The organism is Pseudomonas tolaasii NCPPB 2192 (assembly GCF_002813445.1).
GTDB classification, from domain to species: domain Bacteria; phylum Pseudomonadota; class Gammaproteobacteria; order Pseudomonadales; family Pseudomonadaceae; genus Aquipseudomonas; species Aquipseudomonas tolaasii.
This window is the reverse complement of the sequence record NZ_PHHD01000001.1, coordinates 3,943,627-3,957,454: the sequence shown is the minus strand read 5'-3', so window position 1 is coordinate 3,957,454 and position 13,828 is coordinate 3,943,627. Positions and strand designations below refer to the sequence as shown.

Below are 13,828 nucleotides of genomic sequence, written 5' to 3'. Positions count from 1 at the left end.
CATCCGGTGACGCTCTGCGTCACGCCTTCAAAAGCGGACGCGGAGCGTCCGGGGCGGCATTCCCACGCGGAGCGTGGGAACGATCATTTCAGGCGGCGAGTTTGCCGCTGGCAATCGCCGCCGAAGCCGCCACCATCGCCCGCAGCAACACCGCACACCCGGCCGCCAGATCATCCGGCGCGGCATTCTCGATTTCGTTGTGGCTGATGCCACCTTCACAAGGCACGAAGATCATCCCCGCCGGGCCCAACTCGGCAACAAAAATCGCGTCATGCCCTGCCCCGCTGACGATGTCCATATTCGATAAGCCCAGCCCATTCGCCGCATCGCGCACAGCATCCACGCAGCCTTTGTCGAAGTACAGCGGCGGGAAATCCGCCGTGGGCTCCATCTCGAAACTCAGGCCATGCTTGGCGCAGGTGTCATCAATCACCTGGCGCACCTGGGCAATCATCGAATCGAGCCGGGCGGGTTCCAGATGACGGAAATCCAGGGTCATGCGTACCTCACCCGGAATGACGTTGCGTGAGCCCGGATAAGCGTGCAGGCAACCCACCGTGCCACACGCATGGGGCTGATGCCCGAGCGCCGCCGCGTTCACCGCCGCCACTACGGCCGCCGCGCCGACCAGGGCGTCCTTGCGCAGGTGCATCGGCGTCGGCCCCGCGTGGGCTTCAACGCCGCGCAGTTTCAGGTCGAACCACTTCTGGCCGAGCGCGCCCAACACCACGCCGATGGTTTTCTTTTCATCCTCAAGAATCGGGCCCTGCTCGATGTGCGCTTCGAAATAGGCGCCGACTTTATGGCCACTGACGGGTCGCGTGCCGGCATAGCCAATAGCGTTCAGCGCATCGCCCACGCTGACGCCGTCCACGTCCACCTTAGCCAAGGTGTCCGCCAGGGTGAATTTCTCGGCAAACACCCCCGAGCCCATCATGCACGGCGGAAAGCGCGAGCCTTCTTCGTTGGTCCACACCACCACCTCCAGGGGCGCTTCGGTTTCCACCTTGAGGTCATTGAGCGTGCGCAGCACCTCCACACCGGCCAGTACACCAAAGCAGCCATCGAACTTGCCGCCCGTGGGCTGAGTGTCGATATGGCTGCCGGTCATCACCGGCGGCAGGTTGGGATTACGGCCAGGGCGGCGGGCGAAAATATTGCCGATACCGTCGACGGTCACCGTGCAACCGGCCTCTTCGCACCACGTCACGAACAGGTCGCGGGCCTTGCGGTCGAGGTCGGTCAGAGCCAGTCGACACACGCCGCCCTTGGGCGTGGCGCCGAGTCTGGCCAGGTCCATCAGGGACTGCCACAAGCGGTCGCGGTTGATGTGCTGATGGGTGGATTGCAGAACGTCGAGCGCAGCGTTCATGGGGATCTCCTCAGGCTACATTTTTATAGGTTGACTCAATCAAAGGTGGGAGCTGGCAAGCCAGCTCCCACATTGACCGTGTTTACAGCGGTGATTTGGCGGTGACCGGGCTGAGGCCACGCTTGGCATTCAAGCCGTAATACATCAACCCGCCCAACGCCGAACCGGTAAACCAGCCATAGCTGTAGAACCAGCTGAAGGCATCACTGCCCAGCGACAGCAGCGTCAGCACCACCGGCACGCCGAAAGCGATAAAACCACTCCAGTTCCACGCCGGGTACACGTCATCGCGGTACAAACCGGCCAGGTTCAGTTGCTGTTTGCGGGTGATGAAATAGTCCACCACCATGATCCCGGCGATGGGCCCCAGCAGGCTTGAATAGCCCAGCAGCCAATTGGAATACACAGTTTCCAGGCTCACGTCGGAGACGATCAGCCCGAGTTTTTTCAGCAGTTCATGGCCCATCAACGCCAGCCCCACCAGCCCGGTGAGGATCACCGCCGTGGTGCGGTTGATCAGCTTGGGGGCGATGTTCTGGAAGTCATTGGTGGGTGAAACGATGTTCGCCGCCGTATTGGTGGACAAGGTGGCGATGATGATCAGCGCCATGGCAATCGCGACCCACACCGGGCTCTGGATATGCCCGATCAACGTCACCGGGTCGGACACGCTCACGCCTACCAGTTTTACCGACGCCGCGGTCATGATCACGCCGAGGGCGGCGAACAGGAACATGGTCAGCGGCAGGCCGAAAATCTGCCCGAGAATCTGGTCTTTCTGGCTTTTGGCGTAGCGGCTGAAGTCCGGAATGTTCAGCGACAGGGTGGCCCAGAAGCCCACCATCGCGGTCAGGCCGGCCATGAAGTAGCCGGTGAGGCTCGCGCCTTCCGGACGCTTGGGCGGGATCGCCATCAGCTCGCTGATCGACACATTGGGCATCGCCCACACCAGCAAGCCAATGCCCACCGCCACCAGCAATGGCGCCGACAACGTCTCCAGGCGCTTGATCGACTCGGCGCCGCGCAGCACCACCCACAAATTCAGGCACCAGAAAATCATGAAGCCGATCACCTCGCCAGTGCCGCCCAACGATTTCCAGCCCTCGAAAATCGAGCCCAGAAACAGGTGAATCGCCAAGCCGCCAAACATCGTCTGGATGCCGAACCAGCCGCACGCCACCAGCGCGCGGATCAGGCACGGCACATTTGAGCCGAGGATGCCGAAGGATGAGCGCAGCAATACCGGAAACGGAATGCCGTACTTGGTGCCGGGGAAGGCGTTGAGGGTCAGCGGAATCAGTACCACGATGTTGGCGAGCAAAATCGCCATCAGCGCTTCACCCACCGACAACCCGAAATAGGCGGTGAGCACGCCCCCCAATGTGTAGGTGGGCACGCAGATCGACATGCCGACCCACAGCGCGGTGATGTGCCATTTGTTCCAGGTGCGTTCGTGCACCTTGGTCGGTGCCATGTCGTGGTTGTAACGAGGACTGTCGAGGACGTCGGGGCCGGCGTCGAGTTCGTACAGGCCGTTGCGTTCAATGACTTGCGATCTGTTCTGTTGCATGGCCGCTCCACGGTTTTTTCGAATTATTGTTGCTCACCCAACGCCTTGCGCCGGGTGGCCGGAGTACCGCGTAAACAACATGACATCACGGCCCGGCCAGCCGCCACTGCACTCAATATCCGTGCCGACAACCGTTACCGAATCCGTACCGCTTATATAACTCACTGATGTTTATCAGCTTTCCGATGGCCCCTTCGGTACTTGCCGCGTTACTCAGGCTCAATAACGTGGACGTTATGCGAACTGTCAGGACTCAATCTGGTGCAACACAATTATTTTTATTTCCCATGGCCGTCAAGCGGCATATCACAAGCGTCTGATTTGCAATAAGAAATGTTGCTCAATTAGCCAACCTGTCAAGTGCGTCAAAATGGTGAGAGGAAGCTACATTTTGGTGATTCCATATTTTTATCGCTATTTTTCAGCTACTTAAATCAAGTATAAGCTTATAAAAAATATTCTTGCCCTATCGAAAAACTCAAGCTAGTTTCTATTCCTGTCACCGATGACAGGATTTAATTCTTCATCGGCAAGCAGCATTACAACACTTAGAACTGGCACAAGCCGGTCAAGCCTGTGAGGAACTCGACATGTCGCTGTTGATCCGTGGCGCTACCGTAATTACCCATGATGAAAGTTACCGCGCCGATGTTTTATGCGCAGGCTGTCTAATTCGCGCTATTGGCACGAATCTGGATATTCCCGCCGGCACTGAAACACTCGATGGCAGCGGCCAATACTTGATGCCCGGCGGCATCGATCCCCATACCCACATGCAACTGCCCTTCATGGGCACCGTGGCCAGCGAAGATTTTTTCAGTGGCACGGCGGCAGGCCTCGCAGGTGGCACCACCTCGATCATCGACTTTGTGATTCCCAACCCGCAGCAATCCTTGCTGGAAGCCTTTCACCAGTGGCGCGGTTGGGCGGAAAAATCCGCCGCCGACTACGGTTTTCACGTGGCGATCACCTGGTGGAGCGAGCAGGTGCGCGAGGAAATGGCCGAGCTGGTCAGCCATCACGGCATCAACAGCTTCAAGCACTTCATGGCCTACAAGAACGCAATCATGGCGGCGGATGACACCCTCGTCGCCAGCTTCGAACGCTGCCTGGAACTGGGCGCGGTGCCCACCGTACATGCGGAAAACGGCGAGCTGGTGTATCACCTGCAACGCAAGCTGATGGCCCAGGGCATCACCGGGCCGGAAGCGCACCCGCTCTCGCGGCCATCCCAAGTGGAAGGCGAAGCGGCCAGCCGCGCGATTCGCATCGCCGAAACCATTGGCACCCCGCTGTATCTGGTGCACGTATCGACCAAGGAAGCGCTGGATGAAATCACCTACGCCCGTGGCAAAGGCCAACCGGTGTACGGTGAAGTGCTCGCCGGCCACCTGTTGCTGGACGACAGCGTGTACCAACACCCCGACTGGAACACCGCCGCCGGCTACGTGATGAGCCCGCCCTTCCGCCCGCGCGGGCACCAGCAAGCCCTCTGGCATGGCTTGCAATCGGGCAACCTGCACACCACCGCCACCGACCATTGCTGCTTCTGCGCCGAGCAAAAAGCCGCCGGGCGCGATGACTTCAGCAAGATCCCCAACGGCACGGCCGGCATCGAAGACCGCATGGCGCTGCTGTGGGACGAAGGCGTGAATACCGGACGGTTATCGATGCAGGAGTTTGTCGCGCTGACCTCCACCAACACCGCCAAAATTTTCAACCTCTACCCACGCAAGGGCGCGATCCGCGTGGGCGCCGACGCCGATCTGGTGCTGTGGGATCCCCAGGGCACGCGGACCATTTCCGCCAAGACCCACCATCAAAAAGTCGACTTCAACATCTTCGAAGGCAAGACCGTACGCGGCGTGCCGAGCCACACCATCAGCCAGGGCAAGCTGGTCTGGGCCGATGGCGACCTGCGCGCCGAACGCGGTGCCGGGCGGTATGTGGAGCGGCCGGCGTATCCGGCGGTGTTTGAGCAGTTGAGCAAGCGGGCGGAGCGTTCCAGGCCCACTGCCGTGAAACGCTGATACCGCCAATCGCGGGCAAGCCCGGCTCCCACAGTTTTGATCTGTGAACACATTCAAATGTGGGAGCTGGCTTGCCTGCGATAAGGCCAGCACAGGCAACACAAAAACCACTGCCCCTCAGAGGCAGCACCTCAATAACCGTGAGGCCAACACCGTGATCCAGACCCTGACCCACCTCCCCCACCCCCATGAAGACGGGCCGACGCTCGCCAGCCATTTCACCGACCTGGCGCCGCCGCTCAATGCTCGCCAGGCACAGCTGGAAGCCTCGCGCTGCCTGTATTGCTACGACGCGCCGTGCGTGAATGCGTGCCCCAGCGAGATCGATATCCCGTCGTTCATCCGCAATATCCACACCGAAAACGTGCAAGGCGCGGCGCAGAAAATCCTGTCTGCCAACATCCTCGGCGGCAGCTGTGCGCGGGTCTGCCCCACGGAAATCCTCTGCCAGCAAGCCTGCGTGCGTAACAACAGTGAGGAATGCGCGCCGGTGCTGATCGGCCTGTTGCAACGCTATGCTGTGGACAACGCACACTTCAGCGAACACCCCTTCCAGCGCGCCGCGCCCACGGGCAAGCGCATCGCCGTGGTCGGCGCCGGGCCTGCCGGTCTGGCCTGTGCCCATCGCAGCGCGTTGCACGGTCATGACGTGGTGGTGTTCGAGGCCCGGGAAAAAGCCGGCGGCCTGAATGAATACGGGATCGCCAAGTACAAACTGGTGGATGACTTCGCACAGAAGGAGCTGGATTTCCTCCTGCAAATCGGCGGCATCGAAATCCGCCACGGCCAGCGCCTGGGCGACAATCTGACGTTGAGCGAACTGCACCAGCAATTCGACGCGGTGTTCCTCGGCCTCGGCCTTGCCGCCAGCAAACAACTCGGCCTGCCCCATGAAGAGGCACCGGGCCTGCTCGCCGCCACCGACTACATCCGCGAACTGCGCCAGGCCGATGACCTGACCCAGCTGCCCCTCGCCGACCGCTGCATTGTGCTCGGCGCCGGTAATACGGCCATCGACATGGCCGTGCAAATGGCTCGCCTCGGTGCCCGCGATGTCAACCTTGTGTATCGCCGAGGCCTGGCCGACATGGGCGCCACCCACCACGAGCAGGACATCGCCAAGGCTAATCAAGTGCGCCTGCTGACCTGGGCACAACCCGAGGAAGTTCTGCTGGACGACAGAGGCCACGTGCGCGGCATGCGTTTCTTGCGCACTCGCATGGAAAACGGTCGCCTGCACCCCACCGGCGAAACCTTCGAACTGGCCGCCGATGCGATCTTCAAGGCGATCGGGCAAGGCTTCGACAACGCGGCGCTGCACGACCCGCTGGCCCAGCAACTGCACCGCGTGGGCGAGCGGATTTTCGTCGATGAACACCTGCAAACCAGCATTCCGGGCGTGTATGCGGGAGGCGATTGCGTCAGCCTCGGCCAGGACCTCACCGTGCAGGCGGTGCAACACGGCAAGCTGGCCGCCGAGGCCATGCACACCCAACTCATGCTGAATGTGGAGGCTGCGTAATGGCCGATCTCTCGATTGTATTTGCCGGTATCAAAGCCCCCAACCCGTTCTGGCTGGCGTCCGCGCCGCCGACCGACAAGGCCTACAACGTGGTGCGCGCCTTTGAAGCCGGCTGGGGCGGCGTGGTGTGGAAAACCCTCGGTGAAGACCCGGCGGCGGTCAACGTGTCGTCGCGCTACTCGGCGCACTATGGCGCCAACCGGGAAGTGCTGGGCATTAACAATATTGAGCTGATCACCGACCGCTCGCTGGAGATCAACCTGCGGGAAATCACCCAGGTGAAAAAGGACTGGCCCGACCGCGCGCTGATCGTGTCGCTGATGGTGCCGTGTGTTGAAGAATCGTGGAAACACATCTTGCCATTGGTGGAAGCCACCGGCTGCGACGGCATCGAGCTGAACTTCGGCTGCCCCCACGGTATGCCCGAGCGCGGCATGGGCGCGGCAGTCGGCCAGGTGCCGGAGTACGTGGAACAGGTGACGCGCTGGTGCAAGACGTATTGCTCGCTGCCGGTGATCGTCAAACTTACGCCGAATATCACCGACATTCGCGTGGCAGCGCGGGCGGCCTATCGCGGTGGTGCGGATGCGGTGTCGCTGATCAACACCATCAATTCCATCACCAGCGTGGACCTTGAACGCATGGTCGCCCTGCCCGTGGTCGGCACCCAAAGCACCCACGGCGGTTATTGCGGCTCGGCGGTCAAACCCATCGCGCTGAACATGGTGGCGGAAATCGCCCGTGACCCGCAGACCCAGGGCCTGCCGATCTGCGGCATTGGCGGCATCGGCAACTGGCGCGACGCGGCGGAATTCGTTGCCCTGGGCTGCGGTGCGGTGCAAGTGTGCACGGCGGCGATGCTGCACGGCTTTCGGATTGTGGAAGAGATGAAGGACGGGCTGTCGCGCTGGATGGACAGTCAGGGTTACCAGAGCCTGCAGGCATTTTCCGGTCGGGCGGTAGGCAATACCACCGACTGGAAGTACCTGGACATCAACTATCAGGTGATCGCGAAGATCGATCAGCACGCCTGCATTGGCTGCGGGCGTTGCCACATCGCCTGCGAGGACACTTCGCACCAGGCCATCGCCAGCCTGAAACAAGCAGATGGCACGCATAAGTACGAGGTGATCGATGACGAGTGCGTGGGTTGCAACCTGTGCCAGATCACCTGCCCGGTGGCCGACTGTATCGAGATGGTGCCGATAGACACGGGCAAGCCGTTCTTGAATTGGACGCAGGATCCGCGCAACCCTTATCGGGAGGCTGTGTAGTGCTGTAGACCGCTATCTCAGGCAAGCCAGCTCCCACATTTGAAGGTGTTCACAATTCAAAATGTGGGAGCTGGCTTGCCTGCGATGAGGCCATTAGCATCACCACAAGCCTCAAGGCTCCAACCCGATCCCGCGCAAAATCACACTCGTGACCGTCTGAATCGCCTTCTCGAACTGCATGTCCGACAACGGCTGATGATCGTTCAGAATCTTCACCTGATGATCAAAGTCCGCGTAGTGCTGGGTCGAGGCCCAGATCATATACAGCAGGCTCGACGGCTCCACCGGCAGGATGCGTTTGTCCTCCACCCACTGGCGGATTTTCGCTTCCTTCATCTTGGCCCAGTCATACAGGCTTTCATCCAATGCCTCACCGAGAGTGGGCGCGCCGTGGATGATTTCATTGGCCCAGACTTTGGAGCCATACGGCCGCGTGCGCGAGCGCTGCATCTTGGCGCGGATGTAGCTGCTGAGCACCACACGCGGGTCGTCGAAGGTCTCGAAACTCAGCGCGTCCTGCTTCCACACTTCCAGCAAGTCAAACAACACCGCGCTGTACAGCTCGCTTTTGGTGGTGAAGTAGTAATGCAGGTTGGAGCGCGGCAGTTGCACTTCTTCAGCGATGTCGGCCATGGCGGTACTGCCATAGCCCTTCTCGGCGAAGATTTTCTCCGCCGCCAGCAGGATTTTTTCGACGTTGGTGCGGCGAATTCCGATCTTGTGATTGCCCATAAGGGCTCCCTGACAACAACTTGGGATGAAGACTACCATCGGCTTCAGGTCGCGGCGACAAGGCATAATGAAACTTCTTGCGCGAAGCTTTCCCCTCCAAAAAGGATTGGTTAGGATCGCGGTCCCTTTGAAGGATCATTGCCATGACTATTCGACCTCGCGTGGCTGCCGACGACCCAGTGCTCGGAGCACTGTGGGAGCGCTCGGTGCGAGCCACTCATGACTTCCTCCCCGAGGATGACATCCAGCGTTTGCTGCCTTTGGTGCGTGACACCTACCTGCCGATGCCGGCACTTGATGTGTGGGTGTACGAAGACGCCCAGGGCATCGCGGGTTATATCGCCACCGGCGGGCACAACGTGGAAATGCTGTTTATCGAACCCGCACGCCGTGGCCAGGGCATCGGCCTCCAGTTGCTGGACCACGCGCTGGCGCGCCACGACACGCTGACGGTGGACGTCAACGAACAAAACCCCCAGGCCGTGGGTTTCTACCTGCACTATGGGTTTATTCAGGTGGGGCGTTCGCCACTGGATGGCGAAGGCAAGCCCTTTCCTCTGCTGCACCTGGCTCTACCGACCCCCAAACCTTGAGGTATTGAACCATGCTGATCAAGAAAGCCCTGACCACCGTCGCCCTGCTCGCCTCTTTGCTCGGTGCCTCGGCGGCATTTGCCCATGCTCATCTCAAGAGTGCGACGCCGGCCGCCGACAGCACCGTCGCCGCGCCCGCCGACCTGCGCCTGACCTTCAGCGAAGGCGTCGAAGCCACCTTCACCAAAGTGTCTCTGAGCAAAGATGGCACCGAAATCGCGATCAAAGGCCTGGAAACCACGGACGCCGACAAAAAAGTGCTGGTGGTCACCCCCGCCGCGCCGCTGGCGGCCGGTAACTACAAGGTGGTGTGGAACGCCGTGTCGGTCGACACTCACAAAAGCAACGGTGAATACAGCTTCAAGGTCGGCCAATAACCCATGGCGACCGCGCTGGTGCTGTGCCGTTTCCTGCATTTCATTGTCGTGTTGCTGATGTTCGGGGCCTGCGTATTCAGGCCCCTGTTGCTTGGCAAGGAATTGCAGCCGGTACTGGACCGGCAACTCTTGCGCCTCACGCGCGGCCTTGCCTGGGTCGGGCTCGGCTCTGGTGTGGCGTGGTTGCTATTGATCACCGCCAGCATGGCAGGCAGTTGGGACGCCGCGCTGCAACCGGCCACCGTGCAGTTGGTGCTGGGCAAGACCTTCTTCGGTCAGGTGTGGACCTGGCATCTGCTGCTGAACCTGTTGCTGGTGATCGCGCTGATCAAACCCTGGCAAGCCGTGCGTCTGCCGCTGATCGCGCTGCTGTTGGCGACCCTCGCACCCGTGGGCCATGGCGCCATGCTCAATGGCTTGAGCGGGCAACTGCTGATCCTCAACCAGGTGGTGCACCTGGTCTGCGTCGGAGCGTGGCTGGGGGGGTTGTTGTTGCTGGTGCTGGTCCTCCGGCTGCCGAACCGCCTGGCACTGGAACCGGTTTTACGGCGCTTCAGCGGCGTGGGTTACGGCCTGGTGGCCGGCCTGCTGGTGACCGGGCTGATCAACGTGCGCGTGCTCACCGGGCAGCTGTGGCCCACGCCGCTGTTTGATGGCTTTGCGCTGATTCTGCTGATCAAGGTACTGCTGGTGCTCGGCATGCTGGCGCTGGCGCTGTTGAATCGTTTGCGGATTGAACGCTGCGAAGAGCGCCTGGGCAGTTTGAAGGCCAGTGTGATGCTGGAATGGTTACTGGGTATTTCAGCAGTGGCCGCCGTTTCCCTCCTGGGCACCCTGCCGCCGATGGTCATGGCAGGCTGAAAATCCCCCTGCAAACACGCCCAACCGGTGGAGCTGGCTCGCCTGCGATAGCATCGCCGACGTATCACTGATAGACCGAGGTGTCTGCATCGCAGGCAAGCCAGCTCCCACATTGATCGTGTCCGTTTTTTGAGCGATTAAAGCCAAGTCATCGTATAACTTCTGCTTGACACCCCACGAAAACCCCGCAAATATTCGTCAAATGTTGTACGACGACGTACGACAAATAATAAAAACAACAAAAGAAAGGGAGTTTCACTGTGAGTCATTTCGCCCGCAATTCCTCCATCCGTATCGGCCTTCTCGGCCTCGGCAGCCTGGCGTTCACCCTTCCCATCAATGCCCAGGCAGACGGCTTCATCGAAGACGCCACCGCCACGCTCAACCTGCGCAATGCCTACTTCAACCGCAACTTCACCAACCCCACCTACCCACAAGCCAAGGCCGAAGAGTGGACGCAAAACTTCATTCTCGATGCCAGGTCCGGCTTCACTCAGGGCACCGTGGGGTTCGGGCTGGATGTGCTGGGCCTGTATTCGCAAAAACTCGATGGCGGCAAGGGCACGGCCGGCACACAATTGCTGCCGACCCACAGCGACGGCCGCCCCGCCGATAACTTCGGGCGCCTGGGCGTGGCCCTGAAAACCCGGCTGTCCAAGACTGAACTGAAGGTCGGCGAGTGGATGCCGGTACTGCCGATCCTGCGTTCCGACGACGGACGTTCGCTGCCCCAGACCTTCCGTGGCGGCCAGCTCACGTCCAAAGAGATCGACGGCCTGACCCTCTACGGCGGCCAGTTTCGCGGCAACAGCCCGCGCAACGACGCGAGCATGGAAGACATGTTCATGAACGGCAAAGCGGCGTTCACCTCAGACCGCTTCAATTTCGGCGGCGGCGAATACACCTTCAACGACAAACGCACCCAGGTCGGCGTGTGGTACGCCGAGTTGAGCGACATCTACCAGCAAAAATACTTCAACCTGACCCACAGCCAGCCCGTGGGCGACTGGACCCTGGGCGCCAACCTCGGTTACTTCACCGGCAAGGAAGACGGCAGCGCACTGGCCGGCGACCTCGACAACAAGACCGCCTTCGCCCTGCTCTCGGCCAAATACAAAGGCAACGCCTTCTATGTGGGCCTGCAGAAACTCACCGGCGACAGCGTCTGGATGCGCGTCAACGGCACCAGCGGCGGCACGTTGGCCAACGACAGTTACAACGCCAGCTACGACAACGCCAAGGAGAAGTCCTGGCAGGTGCGGCATGACTTCAATTTCGTGGTGCTGGGCATTCCGGGGTTGACCATGATGAACCGCTATATCAGCGGCAGTAATGTGCACACCGGCGCGATCACCGATGGCAAGGAATGGGGCCGCGAGTCGGAACTGGCCTACACCGTACAGAGCGGTGCGCTGAAAGACTTGAACCTGCGGTGGCGCAATTCGACCATGCGTCGGGATTTCAGCAACAACGAGTTTGATGAGAACCGGATCTTTATCAGCTACCCGATTTCGCTGCTGTAACCCGATTAATGTGGATGTTGGCTATCTGAGATCCAGCTTTTTGTGGGAGCTGGCTTGCCTGCGATGGCATCGCTGCGGTGTGGCTGACGTACCGAGGTGTCTGCATCGCAGGCAAGCCAGCTCCCACACAAGCCCAACACTTGCCCTCATTCGTCAGCACGGGCGTTGACAACCCGGGGAATCAATAACGATACTTCCACCAAGTCATACGACAACCTACAACAACAATGGAACCCCCATGACCACCACCACCTCCAACCCCGTTCCATTCAACCGCCTGCTGCTCACCGGTGCTGCCGGCGGCCTGGGTAAAGTCCTGCGTGAACGCCTGCGCCCTTACGCGCAGGTACTGCGCCTGTCGGACATCGCCGACATGGCCCCCGCCGCTGATGCTTCTGAAGAAGTGCAGGTGTGCGACCTCGCCGACAAACAAGCCGTGCACCACCTGGTGGAAGGCGTCGATGCCATTCTGCATTTCGGCGGTGTGTCCGTTGAGCGCTCCTTCGAAGAAGTGCTCGGCGCCAACATCAGCGGCATTTTCCATATCTACGAAGCCGCGCGTCGCCATGGCGTCAAGCGTGTGATCTTCGCCAGTTCCAACCATGTGATCGGCTTTTACAAGCAGGGCGAAACCATCGACGCCCACTCCCCGCGCCGCCCGGACAGCTACTACGGCCTGTCCAAGTCCTACGGCGAAGACATGGCCAGCTTCTATTTCGACCGCTACGGCATCGAGACCGTGAGCATCCGCATCGGCTCCTCGTTCCCGGAACCGCAGAACCGCCGGATGATGCACACCTGGCTGAGCTTCGACGACCTGACCCAACTGCTCGAACGCGCGCTGTACACGCCAAACGTGGGCCACACCGTGGTCTACGGCATGTCGGATAACCTCGACACCTGGTGGGACAACCGCTACGCCGCGCACCTGGGTTTCGCCCCCAAGGACAGCTCCGAAGTGTTCCGCGCCCAGGTCGAAACCCAGCCACCGGTGGCGGCCGATGACCCGGCCAAGGTGTATCAGGGCGGCGCGTTCTGCGCGGCAGGGCCCTTCGGTGACTGAGTACACATCAACTACCCAAAGGAATGAGTGGTCATGACAGCCGAATTGATTGTCGACGCCCGCAATGCAGTGGGCGAATGCCCAGTGTGGGTGCCGGAAGAAAACGCACTGTACTGGGTGGACATTCCCAACGGCGGCCTGCAACGCTGGAGCGCCGCCAGCGGGCATGTCGCCGCCTGGAAAGCCCCGCAGATGCTCGCCTGCATCGCCCGCACCGACGCGGGCAACTGGGTGGCGGGCATGGAGACGGGCTTTTTCCAGCTCACCCCGCACAACGACGGCAGCCTCGACACCACGCCACTGGCCGGGGTGAAACACCCGCGCCCGGACATGCGCCTGAACGATGGCCGCTGTGATCGCCAGGGCCGCTTCTGGGCCGGCAGCATGGTGCTGAACATGGGCCTGAACGCCGCCGAGGGCAGCCTTTATCGATATGCATCAGGCTCGGCACCCCACGCGCAACTGGGCGGGTTTATCACCCTCAATGGCCTGGCCTTCAGCCCCGACGGCCGCACGATGTACGCCTCGGATTCGCACCCGCTGGTGCAGCAGATCTGGGCCTTCGACTACGACATCGACACCGGCACGCCGTCCAACCGCCGCGTGTTTGTAGACATGCACCACTTCCTCGGCCGCCCCGACGGCGCAGCCGTGGACGCCGATGGCTGCTACTGGATCTGCGCCAACGACGCCGGCCTGATCCACCGTTTCACCCCCGACGGCCGCCTCGACCGCTCCCTCACCGTGCCAGTGAAAAAACCCACCATGTGCGCCTTTGGCGGCAGCCGCCTGGACACGCTGTTCGTCACCTCGATTCGCGACGACAACAGTGAGCAGTCGCTGTCCGGCGGCGTGTTTGCCCTCAACCCCGGCGTACAAGGACTGGCCGAACCCCGCTTCACCCTCTGAAA

General features: G+C 61.0%; 12 protein-coding genes. 9 read left to right on the top strand and 3 right to left on the bottom strand.

The features are described from left to right. Positions 1-88: 88 nt before the first annotated feature. The gene (locus ATI14_RS18420; RefSeq protein WP_016974107.1) at positions 89-1,372 is read right to left on the bottom strand and encodes a Zn-dependent hydrolase; all 1,284 of its coding nucleotides are present in this window, start codon (positions 1,370-1,372) and stop codon (positions 89-91) included. Between the two features lie 82 nt (positions 1,373-1,454). Then, complete coding sequence (locus ATI14_RS18415) at positions 1,455-2,942, bottom strand: NCS1 family nucleobase:cation symporter-1 (protein ID WP_016974108.1); 1,488 nt, start codon at positions 2,940-2,942, stop codon at positions 1,455-1,457. Between the two features lie 590 nt (positions 2,943-3,532). Between ATI14_RS18415 and hydA the strand changes: the two genes are divergently transcribed. From hydA to preA, 3 genes are all read left to right on the top strand, one after another. After that, positions 3,533-4,972, top strand: a complete 1,440-nt coding sequence (gene hydA, locus ATI14_RS18410; RefSeq protein WP_016974109.1) for a dihydropyrimidinase — start codon at positions 3,533-3,535, stop codon at positions 4,970-4,972. A 154-nt stretch (positions 4,973-5,126) separates the two neighbouring features. Further along, positions 5,127-6,494: an NAD(P)-dependent oxidoreductase gene (locus tag ATI14_RS18405; protein WP_016974110.1), complete on the top strand. Its 1,368-nt coding sequence runs from the start codon at positions 5,127-5,129 to the stop codon at positions 6,492-6,494. Beyond that, a complete protein-coding gene (preA, locus tag ATI14_RS18400) occupies positions 6,494-7,768 on the top strand; it encodes an NAD-dependent dihydropyrimidine dehydrogenase subunit PreA (RefSeq protein WP_016974111.1) in 1,275 nt (424 codons plus the stop codon). Before ATI14_RS18405 ends, preA begins: the two co-directional genes overlap by 1 nt. Before the next feature lie 111 nt (positions 7,769-7,879). Here the strand turns inward: preA and ATI14_RS18395 are convergent, their stop codons facing one another. Next, positions 7,880-8,500, bottom strand: a complete 621-nt coding sequence (locus ATI14_RS18395; protein WP_016974112.1) for a TetR/AcrR family transcriptional regulator — start codon at positions 8,498-8,500, stop codon at positions 7,880-7,882. Positions 8,501-8,643: 143 nt separating this feature from the next. Between ATI14_RS18395 and ATI14_RS18390 the strand changes: the two genes are divergently transcribed. The 6 genes from ATI14_RS18390 to ATI14_RS18360 all read left to right on the top strand — a co-directional run bounded on the left by ATI14_RS18390 (position 8,644) and on the right by ATI14_RS18360 (position 13,826). Next, complete coding sequence (locus tag ATI14_RS18390; RefSeq protein WP_016974113.1) at positions 8,644-9,093, top strand: GNAT family N-acetyltransferase; 450 nt, start codon at positions 8,644-8,646, stop codon at positions 9,091-9,093. An 11-nt stretch (positions 9,094-9,104) separates the two neighbouring features. Continuing rightward, positions 9,105-9,470 carry a copper homeostasis periplasmic binding protein CopC gene (copC, locus tag ATI14_RS18385; RefSeq protein WP_016974114.1) on the top strand — a complete coding sequence of 122 codons (366 nt, stop codon included), beginning with the start codon at positions 9,105-9,107 and terminating at the stop codon, positions 9,468-9,470. Between the two features lie 3 nt (positions 9,471-9,473). Continuing rightward, entirely contained in the window at positions 9,474-10,331 is an 858-nt protein-coding gene (copD, locus tag ATI14_RS18380; protein WP_016974115.1) for a copper homeostasis membrane protein CopD, read from the top strand. Between the two features lie 260 nt (positions 10,332-10,591). Then, on the top strand, positions 10,592-11,854 hold the full coding sequence (locus ATI14_RS18375; protein WP_016974116.1) for an OprD family porin: 1,263 nt from the start codon (positions 10,592-10,594) through the stop codon (positions 11,852-11,854). Positions 11,855-12,092: 238 nt separating this feature from the next. After that, a complete protein-coding gene (locus tag ATI14_RS18365) occupies positions 12,093-12,917 on the top strand; it encodes an NAD-dependent epimerase/dehydratase family protein (protein WP_016974117.1) in 825 nt (274 codons plus the stop codon). A 33-nt stretch (positions 12,918-12,950) separates the two neighbouring features. Beyond that, entirely contained in the window at positions 12,951-13,826 is an 876-nt protein-coding gene (locus ATI14_RS18360) for an SMP-30/gluconolactonase/LRE family protein (RefSeq protein ID WP_016974118.1), read from the top strand. The last annotated feature ends 2 nt before the right edge of the window (positions 13,827-13,828 follow it).

Excerpts from the sequence above, each read along its gene's own strand:
- ATI14_RS18420 (WP_016974107.1), bottom strand. The coding sequence starts at position 1,372 with ATGAACGCTGCGCTCGACGTTCTGCAATCCACCCATCAGCACATCAAC.
- ATI14_RS18415 (WP_016974108.1), bottom strand. The coding sequence starts at position 2,942 with ATGCAACAGAACAGATCGCAAGTCATTGAACGCAACGGCCTGTACGAA.
- hydA (WP_016974109.1), top strand. The coding sequence starts at position 3,533 with ATGTCGCTGTTGATCCGTGGCGCTACCGTAATTACCCATGATGAAAGT.
- preA (WP_016974111.1), top strand. The coding sequence starts at position 6,494 with ATGGCCGATCTCTCGATTGTATTTGCCGGTATCAAAGCCCCCAACCCG.
- ATI14_RS18395 (WP_016974112.1), bottom strand. The coding sequence starts at position 8,500 with ATGGGCAATCACAAGATCGGAATTCGCCGCACCAACGTCGAAAAAATC.
- ATI14_RS18390 (WP_016974113.1), top strand. The coding sequence starts at position 8,644 with ATGACTATTCGACCTCGCGTGGCTGCCGACGACCCAGTGCTCGGAGCA.
- copC (WP_016974114.1), top strand. The coding sequence starts at position 9,105 with ATGCTGATCAAGAAAGCCCTGACCACCGTCGCCCTGCTCGCCTCTTTG.
- copD (WP_016974115.1), top strand. The coding sequence starts at position 9,474 with ATGGCGACCGCGCTGGTGCTGTGCCGTTTCCTGCATTTCATTGTCGTG.
- ATI14_RS18365 (WP_016974117.1), top strand. The coding sequence starts at position 12,093 with ATGACCACCACCACCTCCAACCCCGTTCCATTCAACCGCCTGCTGCTC.
- ATI14_RS18360 (WP_016974118.1), top strand. The coding sequence starts at position 12,951 with ATGACAGCCGAATTGATTGTCGACGCCCGCAATGCAGTGGGCGAATGC.